Here is a 16,440-nt window from a genome sequence, read left to right as displayed (position 1 = left end):
TAAGGGGTGCCAGTGCTACAAATAAAAACATAGCTAGGGGGAAATATCATTTAAACAAGTTGTTCAATGTGTACCGATTGGCCAAGTTTAGAGAGTTTATCTAACCATTGTTGTGCAATATCAGGCTGACTAGGTGCAGCATGAACACCTGCAGGAATATCGCCATTGATCACCGCTTCAATACCCAATGCCACGGTAATTGACACTAAACGTGCCATTGCTTGTCCTTCATTATTACCTGCAGCGTCCATATAGTAACGTTGGTGCCAAACGGTGTTATCTGCTTGTTTTGCTTCTAACTCAACAGACATAACAACACGGTCAGGTTCACCTTCTTCATAGCTATACTTGTCTTCTAAGTCTTTACTAATGGCTTCCATTTTTGCTAAACCAGCTTCGCCCTGTAGGTCGCCTACTTGATCAAATAAATATTGCCACGCTTGTGACCAACCATTTAATCGTAACGTGCCACGAACAAACTCTTCAACTTGCCACTCAGGTTCAAATTCATATTGCTTAACAAAAGGAATAGAATCGCGGTTTGGATACGCTTGAAATGTTTCATTAACAGCGCTGATATGAATATCTTTTAACGCTTCCCACGGACCTTTCGAGTTGTTTTCTACGCCATTTTCTAACCACTTAGCAGGCGAGGTTAATGCTTTAAGTACCCCTAACGGTGACCAGCTGAATTTATACTTAAAGTCATTCGGCGTTTTTGGAAAGCCGCCACAATATGAGCGAAAATACAATTTTGATTCTGCATTACACGCTTCACTTTCTTTGAAGCGTGCCACTAATAAATGTGCGAATAAGTGATCAATGCCTGGATCTAAACCAATTTCATTGATAAAGGTTAAGCCTTTCGCTTTTGCTTGTTGATCAAGCGCTCTCATTTCAGGCGCAATATAGCTGCTTGAAACAAAGTGCGCTGATTTATCTAAACAAAGCTGTGCCACTTCAACATGCATATTAGCCGGTAACATCGAGACTAAAATATCTCCTGATTTAACATTTTCAGCTAAAACAGACCAATCTAACTGCTTTAATTCACATTGAATATTTGCCTCATCTAGCATGGTTTGCGCTTTATCAGTACGACGATTCCATACCACTAGGTTATGTGATGAATTTGATAGGTATTTGATCCCTGGCGTGGCAGATAGCCCAACGCCAAGCCAATGAATGGTTGATTTCATAGGAAGTTCTCTTATAGGTTTGTCGTTTTTTGATGATAGATATCGAGTGCTTTTTGCCAAACAGGCAGACTCAAATCATGTAAAGATGCTAAATAAGGCACTAGCTGCTGGCCATAATCTTCACTGCTTTCTTTTGGCAATAATGAAGGTAAATGATCAATCGCAATTAAATGTAAACTATTTGGCGGTGATAGTACTTCGATCGTCGGATTATTGAAGGTGGTACAATGGTCATAAATTCGAATCGGGTTATAATCACCGTACGGATCACAACTAACATCACAAATAACACTTAGGTTACGTTCTGCCGAATCAAGGGAAGAAAGCGTCACAAAAGGCGGCAAGTCCTGGTTAACCAATACACAATTAACTAATACATCCGCATCATTCACTTGCTCAAATGGCCCGCCTACCGCGGTTTCTTCCATATCCCATTCAATGGTGCTTAATTGCAATGCTTTGGCTAAGCCGAGTACGCCGGAACCACTTCGCCCTTTTGCACCAATAACCATGACGTTTGGTTTATTTGCACATTGTGCAAGCAACGCCGACACTTCATTTAATAACTTTTCTTGATCGGGAAAGGAGCTCACAGGCGATAATGCTGTTTTTCCAAGTTGTTTATTTGCCCAAGCCCATACGCCAAGCGCTGCACCAGCAAAGCCAGCCCAGTAACCAAAAGCGGCGATTCGGCGTTGGTTTTCATCGACTAAAAATTCTAAATCGTATAGTGCACCTTCACCTTGTTTAAAGCGTGATAATATGTCATTTGCACCTGCTTGATCTTTATAAGCATGGGCGAAATAAATATGTTTATGAACCAATGGAAAACTATCTTCAGGTAATTCTTTTAACCCTAGAATAAAAGCACTTTTGGGTGCCTGTGGCCAGCTTCCTTGTGCGACAATTTCACACCCCATGGCTCGGTATTGTTCAATGTTAAAAATGTTTTGTGACCCCTGTTCAACCGACACTTTAAAGCCGGCTTCAATCAATGCTTTTGCACCTTTAGGGGTTAGCGCGGTACGTTGTTCCTGAGGTTTTGTTTCGGCACGTAACCAAATATGCGTTTGACTCATAAAAATATGTACTTCTCGTTTAATCAATTCAAAAACAAAAAATGAAAGTCAGTCAGTAAAAATACTGACTGACTTAATATTAACTCAATTCAATAATTAGAATTTGCCTCGAATACCCACCGAATACCTAGGCCCAGTTTCAGTAACCGTTAACGTTTGGTTAGCGTATTCTGCATTTTTGATATAAAGCTCGTTGGTGATATTAATCCCTTCAAAAAATACCGTTAGGTTTTCATTCAGGTCGTAACTACCACTGATATCAACTTGTTTATAGTCATCAACATAGTGGCCATCTCGCCATGTTTGAGGTTTAGACTGCATGAAACGATCGCGATTGTTATAAGCAATACGGAATTGAATCTCGTCTTTTTCATAGAATAAAATCAAGTTCTGCGAGTCACTTAAACCAATTAATGGCAGCTTTTCTGCACCTTCATCGGCAGTAGATTCACTGTCAACAAACGTCATGTTTGCAATAACGCCTAACCCGTCAAATGGTGCAGGCAAACTGGTAAACATGTGCTGAACCGCAACTTCATAACCATCAATTTTGGTGTTGTCTTCATTGATTGGACGCGACATCTTATAGGTATATGTACCACTTGGTACTGTTACCGTTTCTTCCGTTTCGCCTGAGCCTAAATAACCATCAACATCTTTAGTAAAGGCGGCAATTGCTGCATAGCTGCCTTCTTGGTAGTACCATTCGAGTGTTAGATCTAGGTTAGTAGATTCAAATGGATTTAATTTTGGGTTAGAGCCAGAGCCAAATAATTGATCAATAGGACCATCGCCGTAACTTGCTAGTGGTGACATTTCAGCCAATTCAGGACGCGTTAAACTTTTAGACCATGCAAATCGAGCTATAAGCTCATCGGTAATTTCAAGCTTACTGTTCAAGCTAGGTAAAACATTGCTATAGCTGTGACCAACTTCAACAGCCACATAATCATCTGAGGTTATTGCGCGAACTTCGCCTGGTTTTTCATTAGATTCAATTAAATCTAAAAGTGCTACTTGATTACCTTTCGATGTACTGTCTGTTTTTACATAACGTACGCCTGCAATTACTGACCAAGGCATTTCATTTACTTCGCCTTCAAAATAGAAATCAGTATAAAGAGATTTTAACTCTTCATTGACTTCATACGCTGTAGGGTCATCAACAATGCCAAAACCAGCACGAGAGAAAATTGCACGTACTAACTCAGGATCATCTAGCTGTGAAATCGCTTCATCCGTACCTAAGAAGGCAAATAAATCATCTGAATTTAACGTTGGCCAGAACTCAGTTGGGTTACCTGAACCTCCTGATAAAAAGCCATCGGCGTTGTAGGTCCATAACATATCTGCTGGTAATGGAATACGCGAGCTGTTATCGGCATACGTCCACGGCAGTGGATTTTCTGTTTCAGCGTAGGTAGAACCTAAAGTACGATCTGAATAATGCAAGCCAAAACCAATTTTTACTAATGGGCCCATTTCAACATATACGTCGTTATCTATTTTCGCTTCAAGTACTTCATCTTCAACACGAGTACCTTGTAAAGACGCCCAACCTGCGGTTAGTACATCACCATCTTTGAAATTTTCAAACGTCATGGTAGGTACTAAATCACCTGAGGTACGATCATAGTTATATTCACCAGGGCGACCTGCAACAACATCTGACCAACCTTTACCCGGATCATGCTCTGCTTTAGAAGTATTAATATCTGCTGTTAAACCCCAGTTATCAGTTACTTGCCAATCAAGGTTTAAACCAAAGGCTTTTAACTTGTTGTCAGCATCTGATTGACGAACTAAGGTTTCGATGAAACTGTCAACAAAATCAGCTTTTACTAAAGTATTGTTTTCATCAATAACAGGGTTTCTAACGTTGCCTGTTTCAAACCACATTGGAAATACATCTTGGCGGTATTGCACATTGTAATCTGAATACAGTGCATCTGCGGTTACTGTTACATCTTTTGTTGGCTTATATTGGAGTACTAATGTGCCACTGTTACGCTCACGCGTTTCTGTTTGTGCGATTTGATCATAGTTTTGCGGGAAATAAATTTCGCCATAATTTTGACCGTCTAAATCGTCTTCAGTTTTGTAATAATAAGCTGTATTCGCCTCATCGTAACGACTTTCACGTTTGTAATGTGAAAAGGAAGCCAGTACACCAAACTTATCATCATCAAAGGTACTGCTGATAAGGCCGGAAAATTGCGGGCTCATCTTACCTGTCATGTCATCATACAAGCCTTTGACACTGCCAACGGCTTTAAATCCTGGGAAATCCAACGGCTTAACAGTGCTGATATCTACTGTTGCACCAATCGCACCTTCTTGTAGGGCTGCTGATTGCGTTTTATGAACTTCAGCACCATTAATAAGTTCAGACGCTAAGATGTCAAAACTAAATGCTCTACCACCACTTGTTGTTGCAAGGGTACGACCATTTAATAATACAGAGTTGAATTCTGGCCCCATACCACGCACAGTAATAAGCTGCCCTTCACCACCACTACGATCAATTGAAACACCCGTTATACGCTGTAATGATTCAGCAACGTTTTGATCTGGAAACTTACCAATATCTTCTGCGGATATCGCATCTACTACATTGCCAGAGTCTTGTTTAATACCTACTGAATTAATCAAACTACCGCGAATACCTGTCACGGTGATCACTTCAGTGTCTTTTTCTGCTTGTTCTTCTTCCGCTTGATTCGCATCTGCCCATGTAATACCTGATACCCCAAGGTTTAACATAAGTAAAGACGTTAAATAGCTGAGCTTAAAAGGCTTGCCGTTTTTCATATCTGTTCCTCTGTTTGTCATGTCACTTAAGCGCGTGTCTTAATGCACACTTATAATACTATCGTATTTATAGTATAAATCAGATAATAGTATATTTAAGGATTAAAAGTAAACGGCTGAATATAAAATATGCAGATATATTGCATACAAAAAATGTAAGTTTATGTTTTAAAGGTAAATATTTTTTTAGTTTTTAATTGAAATGATTGAATAGTCATAAAATGCATTACGCCTTTAACGCACAAGGCAAAATGCCACGTCTGTTACAACATAGCATTTTGCCTCTTTCTCTTGATTAACACTTATGAGAGCTAATCACACCCAAGTGTTTGCAAGCCTTTAGTCAATGCATTAATAAACATATCTGCATCTTGTTCATTGAACACGATAGGCGGTTTAATTTTTAAGATATTATAAAATGGTCCTTCAGTACTCAAAATGATGTGTTGGGTTTTCATAAACTCCACTAATAGAGCAGTAAGTTCAGTGGCAGGTGCTTTACTTATACGGTTTTCAACCAGTTCAACGCCAATAAACAAGCCTAACCCTCTTACATCACCAATGACATCAAATTGCTGTTGTAATTTACATAATTCATTTTGTAAGTAATCGCCTGTTTGTTGCGCATTTTCCATCAGTTGCTCTTCTTTGATGACATCAAGCACCGCGGCACCTATTGCACAAGAGACAGGGTTACCACCAAAGGTGTTGAAATATTCCATGCCTGTAACAAAGGCTTCGGCTATTGCTTGCGTAGTGATCACCGCAGCCATCGGATGACCATTACCAATAGGCTTACCTAAGGTAACAATATCTGGCACCACCTCTTGGGTTTCAAACGCCCACATATGACTTCCTACCCGACCGAATCCAACCTGTACTTCATCAGCAATACAAACTCCGCCAGCATCGTGTACTTTTGTATACACCGCTTGTAAGTAGCCATCGGGCATAATGATCTGCCCCGCGACCCCTTGTAGCGACTCGCAGATAAACATTCCAGGTTTTTTACCTTGCTCAGCAAGTTCATCTATCGCACGTTGCACATCTTCGGCGTAAGCATTAGCACTGGCGGCGGTATTTCCTTGGTATTTGCCACGATAAGGATCAGGTAACATCACTTTATGTACATAATCTTTTGCCCCTTCACCACCAGGACCATCAAATTTATAAGGGCTAGCATTAATACAGGCATTGGTATTGCCGTGATACGCACCTTCAACCGTCAATAGCTCTGTTGAACCGGTATAATTTTTCGCTAAACGGAAAGCCAATTCATTAGCTTCACTGCCACTGTTGACAAACATACAAACCGATAACGGCTCTGGCATGGTCGCGAGTAATTTTTCAGCATAATTGACTAAGTTGTCATGAAGAAAACGAGTATTAGTGTTTAGTTTTGCCATCTGAGCTTGCCCAGCAGCCACTACTTTAGGGTGGCAGTGCCCGACGTGGCACACATTATTAACCATATCTAAATAACGGTTTCCTTGCTCATCATAAAGATAGGCACCTTGGCCGCGTACAATTTTTAATGGTTCTTTAAAGCTTAGGCTTAAGGTTTTTCCTAAATGCTTTTCACGAAATGTTTTGATCTGAGCCTTAGTTTTTCCTTGGTCAGGGTTAATACCACACGCAACTTTTAATTGGCAAGCAATGGCATAAAAATTCACTTTTTTAAGCAAAGCGAGTAATTGCCATGCCGGCTTAACTGAAACTAACAAGTATTCATTATCTGGCTGCTCATTGATTGCTTTAGCGGCGTTACACACACTGGTACAAAGTCTTAACGCAATTAAATAAGGTAACGCATCAAATTCATCGTCACTGATCGTATATAGCTCATGAAAACCAGCAACTGTACTGGCTAACGTGGCTAGAGGATCTGCTTGCTCCATCATGGCATAAGCAGCCGTAATCGCTAATTCATTAATCGTTTGACTAAATACCATATCGCCAAAATCTATCAAACCCGTAATTTTTCTTGGCGTATGGGGTTGATCAACAAGCAAATTATGATCATTGGCATCATTATGAATAACACTACAAGGTAGTTTTGCTAAGTTGGGGGCCACATGGGCTTGATACATTGCTAAAAAATAATCAACTTGTGGTTTTTGCTCTTGGGTTAGGTATTGTTTTTTATCTTGGCAAATAGCATAGCCGTGCGCTAAATCCCAATCAAAATAGCGATACGCACCTTGGTGCTTAAAGTCGTGTAAGGTGTTTGCCACCTTGGCCATAAATCGACCAAGATCTTGCCACAAACCTGAAGACATGTTTTGTTGATTCGCTTGCGCATAAAAATCACCCGGTAAATACGTTAATACCCGTAAATAAAAGGTGTTCTGCTGAGTATCGACTATTTCAGTGATCTGCTGGTTATCTTGGTTTTTTACCATTTGAGGCACAGGTAACTCATGGGCTGATAAATGCGTCATGGCTTCATTTTGCATCATCAATTCAATTTTCTTTTCGGCACTAGAAGCTACTTTAACAACATAGCGTTGTTCACCTGTCACCAAAAGTAAATTTTGATCACAATAACTTGCCAGTGCTGTTAATTCGCCATCTAATTGATAATGATGTTGTAATAACGTTATTAGTGTTTCAATAGAAAATGTTGGTGTGACTGAATTCATGGTTATCTCTTAACGGTTATATGGCGAGCCTAATACAGACTCGCCAAAGTCTTTATTTAACAGTTATCGGCATTAAGATAAAACGATAGCGTAAATCTTGTGCTTTGATGGTGTATTGCTCATGTACTAGACGTCCCCATGATGTATCGCCGCCTACGCCCATTTGCAGGTGGTCAATATTCACTGTGGTTAACTCTCTACGTGGCACATCAATAGCGTGTTTAGTCGTTACCGGCACTAAGCCAGAAGCAGAAGCTGTAGCATCACCCGGTGCAAAATCAATATCGGCTTGTAAATATGGCCATGCACTTGTATTTAATACTTGTTCACCAACAGCTTTAAAACCAGCGCCTTGTTTGTTGGTGATACTCATCCAACGAACATCGGTTTTATTGCCATTTTCTTGTGGACGAATATAGTGCTCAATTTGTTCGTCAACCATAGCGCGGTGCAAAGCAATTTTAGCCCCCGTTTTGCGATCCCAATAGGATTCGTGCGGCCCCCTTCCATACCAAGTAAGGTGTTCATATGTACCTGGCATAACCAGCTGCATTCCAAATCTCGGTATATTAGGAAGTGTTTGATCATCAACTAAATCGAGTGATGACGTAATTTGAACACTACCATCATTTGCAAGCTGATAATCAAGCGTGAATGTGCCTTTGAAGTCTGGTGACTTATAATGCGCAGTTACACGATTAGCGTTAGTGTCAAATTTACTCAAGGTTAACTTCTGTGCCGCTGTTTGCCATATAGCAGCCCATTTTTGCATGTTATTCCCCAAATCATTATCGGTAGGCGCACGCCAAAAATTAGGCTTTAACGGCTGTAGCAATAAGGGTTCACCGTCTAGTGTGTAACCCACTAAATAACCAGTTTTCTTGTCAAAACTTGCTTGAAAGCGCTTGCCCTGATAGCTCACTTTTTCATGGCTTTCAAGCTTAATCAATGCACTTTTATCCGCTTGAACAAAGGTGTTTGCCTTTTCTTTACTACTGACAACGAACTGCTCAAACGCAATTTCATGCCCTATTGGCAGTAACGGTTGCTGATCTTTAATCACCGCACTTAGTGTAATGACATACTCTTTGCTGCCATCATATATTAACTTACTAATTGGCAACGTTACTTTAGCTGTGGTTCTCGGTTGAACCGTAGGCATTTTTTGTTTGCCGCTAGCAATAGTTTTACCGTCAGCTGCGATGTTCCATTTCAGTTGATATTGGTCTAAATCTGTAAAGAAAAATTCATTTTCAATCGCAAAAGTACCTTGCTGAATATCCACCTTAGAAAAATTGATGTTTTGATAGACTTTTTTCACTTCATAAGCATGAGGATGCGGTTTTCTATCAGGATTCATTAAGCCGTTATTTAAAAAATTGCCATCAGTAGGTAACTCAGGATGAAAATCTTTACCATAAGCATAATACTTCTGACCATGCTCATTAACATATTCGAGTGATTGATCTACCCAATCCCAAATAAAACCACCTTGTAGTGATGGATACTTTTTAATAACAGCCCAGTAATCTTTAAGATTACCAACCGAGTTCCCCATGGCATGAGCATATTCAATCATAATGCCAGGTCGGTAAGGTTTACTTTCTGCATATTTCACTAAACGCTCAATAGAAGGATACATCGGCGCAAAAATATCGGTGTAATGCTCAGTGCCTGCTGGTTCGTATTGCACAGGTCTCGTACCATCGTTATCTTTTAACCACTGGTACGTTGTTTCAAATACTTTACCTTCACCCGCTTCATTACCTAACGACCAAATGATAATAGAAGGGTGGTTTTTATCACGCTCATACATACGACGCGTACGATCAATATGTGCTGGGATCCAGCTTTCTTCATCACCAATCTGCGTGGCCTTATTTGTCGCTAACGGGTGTGACTCTATGTTTGCTTCATCAATCACATACAATCCATATTTATCGGTTAAATCATACCAATATGGATTATTTGGATAATGACTTGAACGTACCGCGTTAATGTTAAATTGCTTCATTAACTGAATATCGCGTTCCATTGATGCTTTATCAACCACATGACCTTTTCGTGGATCAGTTTCATGGCGATCAACACCTTTAATATAAATGGCTTGCCCGTTAACCAATAGCTGTGCGTTTTTAATTTCTATATGGCGAAAACCAATATCGTCTTTAACCGATTCAATCACTTCACCGTTATTGTTTTTAAGGTTAATTACTAACGTATATAAATTTGGCGTTTCAGCGGTCCAAAGAGCAGGGTTATCCAGCTTACTCGCTAAGCTAACTTCGGTGCTCTTGCCGCCAGAAAGTGTTACTTTTTTCTGACCCTTAAGCACTGGTTTCATTCCTTTTCTAGGGTCAAGTAGCTTATATTCAACTAAACGTGCTTCTGTCGCTTTTTGAAAATTTTCTACCGTAACATCAACGGTAAGTTCGCCTTGTGTGAAGTCTTTATTTAATTTAGGTTGCGCATGAAAATCAAAAATATGCTGTGCTTCAGTTGCAAACAGATAGACATCACGCTCAATGCCAGAAATACGCAACATGTCTTGGCTTTCCAAGAAACTGGCATCTGTCCAACGCCTGATTTGAAACGCTAACAAGTTTTCATTGTCTTGCAAATATGGCGTCAAATTAAATTCGGCTGGCGTTTTTGCTCCTTGGCTAAAACCGACCTTTTTGCCGTTCAACCAAACATCTAACGATGATTTAGCCGCACCAACATGCAAAAATACTTGTTTATTTTTCCAGTTTTCTGGCAGGGTAAATGGCTTTCGATACGAGCCAATAGGATTGTAGTCTGTTGGTACATCAGGCCATTTGGTACTAAACGGGAACCTCTCATCTAAATAGATTGGATAACCATAGCCTTCAATTTCCCAATTACCTGGCACGGGTATTGTGCCCCAATCAGTATCGTCGAAATCAGGTAAGTGAAAATTACTTTTTGCATCGTTAGGCGAACGTTGCCAGTCGAAAGCCCATAAGCCGTTTAGCAGCATAAAGTTGCTACTTTGCTCTTTAATATCAACAAGCGCTGCTTGTTCGCTTTGATAAGGAAATAAACTTGCCCGTGGTTCAAGTTTGTTAATCGCGAAAACCGTATGATCACGCCACGGCTCTCTCACTTCATTCGCTGATGCTGATGTTGCAAATAACGATGTTGAAAATAATGCGATACTCGATAATTTTTTTAATAACATTATTATAAACCTGTAAAACTTTGTACTATTTATACTACAATATACAAAACTACTGACAAGAGATAAATATACTTTTTTCCATACTACTTTTGTAACACCATGTTATTAAATAACATTTTTATCATTTATAGTATTTAATATACCAATTGTGTAGTTATTACTGGAGTAAAGTAAATTACTCATTTATTATCAGCACATTATGCAGACTAAAATCTGCTTTAGAATTCAGTAAAAGGTAACTCATGGACGCTAGGCACTTAAATTTAACACAACAACTTGTACACGAGCTTGGCCGTTCAATTTTAAAAGGTAAATACAAAGTCGGAGATAAACTCCCGTCTGAAGCTGAATTAGGCGAAGTTTACGATATTAGCCGTAATGCAACCCGCGAAGCGGTCAAAATGCTAACCGCAAAAGGCTTAATCAGTTCACGGCCACGCAAAGGCATTCAAGTCGCAGAACAAAATAAATGGAACTTGTTTGACACAGACGTGCTCGGTTGGATATTAGTCGGTAAGCCTGATTTGTATATGCTGCGCCATTTTATGCAATTAAGACAGCCTGTTGAAGCACAAGCCGCATACTTAGCAGCGCAGTATGCAACCGCGGAAGATTTTGAAAATATCGAGCAAGCCCTATCAAATATGCAACTAGCAGAGGTGAATAACGACGCTGAAGCGACTCATCACGCTGATGTGAAATTTCATAAAGCCGTGTTAAATGCTACTAAAAATCCATTTTTCATACAATTAGAAAACTTTATTGAAATCGCCTTACAAGTAAATTTACGTTACACCAATCGTATAAAGCCGGTCACAGAGCTCGAATACCAAGCACATGCCGATTTATTTGCAGCAATCAAAAATGGTGAAGCAGCTAAAGCATATGAGTTTGCCATGACAACACAATCTGCCACGTTGAAACTTATTGATGAAGCCATCATTCGCTCAGAAGCTGAAGCAAAAGCCTAAAGCATTTATTTGTAACTATTCGTTGTTGCCACGCTGTTTAGCTTGTATAAAACTCACCACCAGTGAGGCATAGAGTTGCCCAATATCATTCATGCCAGCTTCAATACCACTTGGGTGTTGAACAGGCGCGCCTTCTGCTAAATGTAAATAACAGCTTTCAGGCTCCAAGCCCATGCTGTAGACAAAATATTCTGCATCTTGCACACTGATACCACAATTGGTATACGCGCTTGCAGGCACAAAAGAGATGCTATCTACATCAACTTCAATGCCTATCGCTTGTTCAACTTCGTTTAAATATTCTTGTCCTGCTTGTAACGCCGATCTGAAATCTTGATTTCGTCTAACCCAAATATCTTGATAGCTAACCCATTTAAAACCAAAGTCATGAAGAGCTTGAATATTTGCTTTTGAATTTTTTAATTCATGCATACCTAACGAAAAATAGCGGTTTAATAAGCCTTGTTTAGCAGCATAACTAAAGCCATTGCCACTATGACGCCCTTCTGGTGCTCTAAAATCAGTATGTGGATCTAAATTTATTGCACTTATGGGAGCATGCCTACTTTGGCTGGCCGCTTTAATGATTGGGTAAGCGTTATTATGCCCGCCACCAATGACAATGGGAATTAGTTGCTCGGCAAAAATAACCTGACATACTTGACTAACACGGTGATCTAACTCACTCACTAAGTTCCTCATTGCTCCAAGTTGCTTTTCGCTAGAGGTGTGTAAGTGTTCACTTTCTTTTTGAAGATCTTCACAATACACATGACCAAGCACCGCAATTTGCTCACCACGAATAAAGTCGTTTTGTTGTAACGCACAAAACTTGGCTAAGAACGCTTTCCAACCTTTATCAGCACCGGCTTTACCTAAGTTTGCTCGTGGCCCTATATCTTCTGGAACACCAAGTAAAATGTATTTTACGCCATCAGCTTTTAACATTTTTAGTGTCGTAACAAGATCACCATCGGTCATAGATTCAACGGTTTTTATCACTTCACCAAGACGTTGCTCACCTGCTCTTTTTTGAAAGTATGGTGTTAAGTATTGTTTTTCTGATGAGACCAAAAACATAGCTATTCCTTTTGATGGGTATTTCAACGCAAACATTCAATGTGCAATACCCTTTTAGTGTAAACGTCACACGCTGTTTTTTGAACGTAAAATAGCAAAACGTAGAACCTTTTATGTGAAGTATTTTAATGCGCCAAACACAAATTGTATATACAAGAAAAATAAAAGGGGTCAGGTACATTTAAAATTAAGATCATCTAACTATTACAGTTTAACCTCATTGACACTAACTCCAACAATGAAAACTGATTTACAAACAATCCCAAAAAAGAGTCAATGACCATACCACTGACTCTATTACTTCTTAAAAGCACTAAAACATTAACCTTTAATGAGTAAGGATTTATGCCATAAAAAGTATACCGCAGGTAACACAAGTAATGTTAATAACACCGCACTTACCATGCCTCCTACCATAGGGGCAGCAATTCGACTCATGACTTCGGAGCCCGTACCACTACCGTAGAGTATTGGCAGCAAGCCGATAATAATGGTGGCTACCGTCATCATTACCGGACGAACACGTAAGCCTGCACCTTGCATAATGGCCTCTATTAAAGCGGCAGAGTCAAAGTCACGGTGCTGTTCTACGGCTTTTTCTTTCGCTTCTTTCAGGGCTTGATTTAAATACACAAGCATAATCACGCCTATTTCAACGCAAACACCAGCCAGGGCAATAAAACCCACCCCCACCGCAACAGAAAAGTTAAAACCTTCTATGTACATCAGCCAAATGCCACCAATCATGGCAAGTGGTAGCGTTCCCATAATAATGGCAACTTCAGCAAAGCTTCTAAAGTTCAAATACAACAGCACAACAATGATCGCCAACGTTAATGGCAACACGTAGCTCAACTTCTCTTGGGCTCGTTGCATATATTCATATTGTCCTGCCCACGTAATTGAATAACCGGCAGGTAAATCAATTTCACTAGCCACTTTTGCCTTCGCCCCTTCAACATAACTACCAATATCCACATCTTTAATATCGATAAATGTCCAACCGTTGATGCGAGCATTCTCACTTTTAATACTCGGTGGGCCATCTTCAATATACACTTTAGCAACATCTGCTAACGCTATGCGCAAACCGTTAGGGGTAACAACGGGTAACTTCTGTAGCTGCTCTGACGAATCCCGATAGTCTTGCGGGTATCGTAAATTAATCGGATAGCGCTCAAGGCCTTCAATCGTTTGGGCAACGTTCATACCGCCAATCGCTGTAGCAACGACTTGTTGTACATCAGCAATATTTAAACCGTAACGGGCAGCTTTTATCCGATCAATATCCACTTTAATATATCGACCACCGGCAACACGTTCAGAATAAACCGACACGGTACCAGGGTGATCTTTAAGCACGGCTTCCAATTGTTGGCCAATCTCTTGGATCACCTTAATATCACTACCTGCGACTTTGATACCCACTGGGGTTTTAATGCCTGTGGCTAGCATATCGATACGTGTTTTAATCGGCATAACCCAAGCATTCGTTAAACCAGGAAATTGTACTAACTGATCAAACTCTTGTTTTAAGCTTTCTGTTGTTACGCCTTCACGCCATTGTGACTGGGGCTTTAATTGAATGAACGTTTCAATCATCGTAAGTGGCGCGGGGTCTGTCGCAGTTTCTGCGCGGCCGACCTTCCCAAACACAGTTTCCACTTCAGGCACAGTACGTATCAATTTATCTGTTTGCTGTAATAACTCTCGCGCTTTACCGATAGAGATACCGGGATAGGTAGTCGGCATATACATCAGATCGCCTTCATCTAATGGCGGAATAAATTCAGTGCCTATTTCATCTAACGGTAAAAAGCCTATACAAGTGATAGCAAAGGCTGCGATAAGTGTTGTTTTTGGATAGGTTAACACCTTTTTCAAAAGTGGCTGATAAATCGCAACAAGCACTCTATTTACGGGGTTTTTCTGTTCGGAAATAATTTTTCCGCGAATAAAATATCCCATTAACACAGGCGTTAATGTAATGGCTAAGCCTGCTGAAGCTGCCATTGCATAGGTTTTGGTATAAGCAAGTGGAGCAAACATTCTGCCTTCTTGTGCTTCAAGAATGAAAACAGGTAAAAAACTAACGGTGATAATAAGCAAACTAAAGAATAATGCAGGCCCAACTTCAGACGCTGATTTCGCGACTATTTGCCAGCGATTTTCTTTAGTAAGCGGCGTTTTTTCTATATGTTTATGCATGTTTTCAATCATGACAATAGCGCCATCAGTCATTGCGCCAATGGCAATCGCTATACCGCCTAAAGACATGATATTGGCATTGATCCCTTGGTAATACATGATGATAAATGACACTAAAATACCTAGTGGTAAAGTGACAATGGCTACCATTGATGAACGCACGTGAAAAAGAAAAACCACGCATACAAGTGCAACAATTGCTAACTCTTCAACGAGCTTTGACCAAAGGTTATCCACCGCGCTTTCAATCAGTCTTGAGCGATCATAAACAGTGACAATTTCAACACCGTCAGGCAAACCATCCTGTAGTTCATTAAGCTTTGCCTTTACCCCGTCGATGGTTTGCTGAGCATTTTCTCCATAACGCATTACCACCACGCCTCCGACAACCTCACCTTCACCATTAAGTTCAGCAATACCACGACGCATTTGTGGCCCTAGATTGATGTCTGCTATATCACCTAAGAGTAAAGGTGTACCATTGGCATTTAAACCGAGTGGAATGGCACTTAAATCACTGATTGATTGAATATAACCAGAAGTCGTTACCATGTATTCGGCTTCAGCCATTTCAACCACTGATGCTCCTACTTCTTGATTACCTTGTTTAATTGCCGTTTGAATTAAACTCAGCGGCAGGTCATAAGCGCGCAGTTTATCGGGGTCAACAACAACTTGGTATTGTTTGACCATTCCGCCTACAGCAGCAACTTCTGAAACACCTTCAACGGTTTGTAACTCATACTTTAGAAACCAATCTTGAAGACTTCGTAACTGGCTAATATCGTGCTTTCCTGTTTTATCAACAAGCGCATAGAGATACACCCAACCAACACCGGTAGCATCAGGGCCTAATTGGGGTTTCGCTGAACTAGGTAAATTAGCAGCTACCTGAGACAAATATTCTAAGACGCGTGAACGCGCCCAATAAAGATCGGTGTTATCGTCAAAGATAATATAAACGTAGGAATCGCCAAAAAATGAATACCCTCGCACAGTTTGTGCCCCAGGCACTGATAACATGGCGGTGGTTAATGGGTAAGTAACTTGATCCTCAACCACATGAGGGGCTTGTCCTGGATAGGATGTTTTAATGATCACCTGCACATCAGATAAATCTGGTAACGCGTCAACAGGGGTGTTTTTAAAGGCAAATACACCCATACCAATGATAATTAATGTCGTCAATAACACAAAAAAGCGATTAAAGACTGACCAATGAATTATACGTTCTATCATATCAGTCTC

At 40.2% G+C, this 16,440-nt stretch carries 8 protein-coding genes; 1 reads left to right on the top strand and 7 read right to left on the bottom strand.

What is annotated here, in order from left to right; genetic code table 11:
* Positions 1–50: 50 nt before the first annotated feature.
* The 5 genes from QUE72_RS03070 to QUE72_RS03050 all read right to left on the bottom strand — a co-directional run bounded on the left by QUE72_RS03070 (position 51) and on the right by QUE72_RS03050 (position 10,933).
* Positions 51–1,199 (bottom strand): saccharopine dehydrogenase family protein, encoded by a 1,149-nt coding sequence (locus QUE72_RS03070; protein WP_074498677.1) that lies wholly within the window; start codon positions 1,197–1,199, stop codon positions 51–53.
* An 11-nt stretch (positions 1,200–1,210) separates the two neighbouring features.
* On the bottom strand, positions 1,211–2,278 hold the full coding sequence (locus tag QUE72_RS03065) for a saccharopine dehydrogenase (protein WP_286271470.1): 1,068 nt from the start codon (positions 2,276–2,278) through the stop codon (positions 1,211–1,213).
* A 96-nt stretch (positions 2,279–2,374) separates the two neighbouring features.
* Positions 2,375–5,089, bottom strand: a complete 2,715-nt coding sequence (locus QUE72_RS03060; RefSeq protein WP_286271467.1) for a TonB-dependent receptor — start codon at positions 5,087–5,089, stop codon at positions 2,375–2,377.
* A gap of 311 nt (positions 5,090–5,400) precedes the next feature.
* A complete protein-coding gene (locus tag QUE72_RS03055) occupies positions 5,401–7,731 on the bottom strand; it encodes an aminotransferase class III-fold pyridoxal phosphate-dependent enzyme (RefSeq protein ID WP_286271465.1) in 2,331 nt (776 codons plus the stop codon).
* Between the two features lie 52 nt (positions 7,732–7,783).
* A complete protein-coding gene (locus QUE72_RS03050; protein WP_286271464.1) occupies positions 7,784–10,933 on the bottom strand; it encodes a glycoside hydrolase family 2 TIM barrel-domain containing protein in 3,150 nt (1,049 codons plus the stop codon).
* A gap of 242 nt (positions 10,934–11,175) precedes the next feature.
* Here QUE72_RS03050 and QUE72_RS03045 point away from each other — a divergent pair, with 242 nt between their 5' ends.
* Entirely contained in the window at positions 11,176–11,904 is a 729-nt protein-coding gene (locus QUE72_RS03045; protein ID WP_074498672.1) for a FadR/GntR family transcriptional regulator, read from the top strand.
* Positions 11,905–11,919: 15 nt separating this feature from the next.
* On the opposite strand, the gene QUE72_RS03040 is transcribed toward QUE72_RS03045, so the two are convergent.
* Positions 11,920–12,984, bottom strand: a complete 1,065-nt coding sequence (locus QUE72_RS03040) for a formimidoylglutamase (protein WP_286271461.1) — start codon at positions 12,982–12,984, stop codon at positions 11,920–11,922.
* A gap of 321 nt (positions 12,985–13,305) precedes the next feature.
* A complete protein-coding gene (locus QUE72_RS03035; protein ID WP_286271460.1) occupies positions 13,306–16,431 on the bottom strand; it encodes an efflux RND transporter permease subunit in 3,126 nt (1,041 codons plus the stop codon).
* Between the last annotated feature and the right edge of the window lie 9 nt (positions 16,432–16,440).

This window comes from Thalassotalea hakodatensis, assembly GCF_030295995.1.
Taxonomy (GTDB): domain Bacteria; phylum Pseudomonadota; class Gammaproteobacteria; order Enterobacterales; family Alteromonadaceae; genus Thalassotalea_C; species Thalassotalea_C hakodatensis.
Note: the sequence above shows the minus strand (reverse complement) of the source record. Positions and strands in the feature narration are given on the sequence as shown.